Source organism: Flavobacterium bomense, from assembly GCF_003970355.1.
This window is the reverse complement of record NZ_RYDJ01000245.1, coordinates 1-278: the sequence shown is the minus strand read 5'-3', so window position 1 is coordinate 278 and position 278 is coordinate 1. Positions and strand designations below refer to the sequence as shown.

At 33.8% G+C, this 278-nt stretch carries 1 protein-coding gene; it reads right to left on the bottom strand.

What is annotated here, in order from left to right; genetic code table 11:
- Window positions 1–278, bottom strand: a 278-nt coding sequence (locus EKL98_RS17780) for an IgGFc-binding protein (protein WP_199740759.1), incomplete at both ends; no start/stop codon positions are given.

Genomic DNA, 278 nt, shown 5'->3' with positions numbered 1-278 from the left:
CTATGGCTAAATATTGCCCTGCATTTAGTGTTGTTGTACTTATCTCGTTAATAAATACCTCGGTATTGTCTTCATGAGCTACAAGTAAAGGTCTTTCTGTGAGGTCTATTCCGTAACCTCTCACAAAAATATACTTTGTTTCGTCAGTATCTTTATTCCTAATATTTTCTATTGGAACAATTTGGTCAAATCCTAAATCTAAATTATTATTGGCATCGCCATTTGTTCCTCCAAAAGAACCACAGTTCAAAGCTATTGGTTTATTCGATTGGACTAAT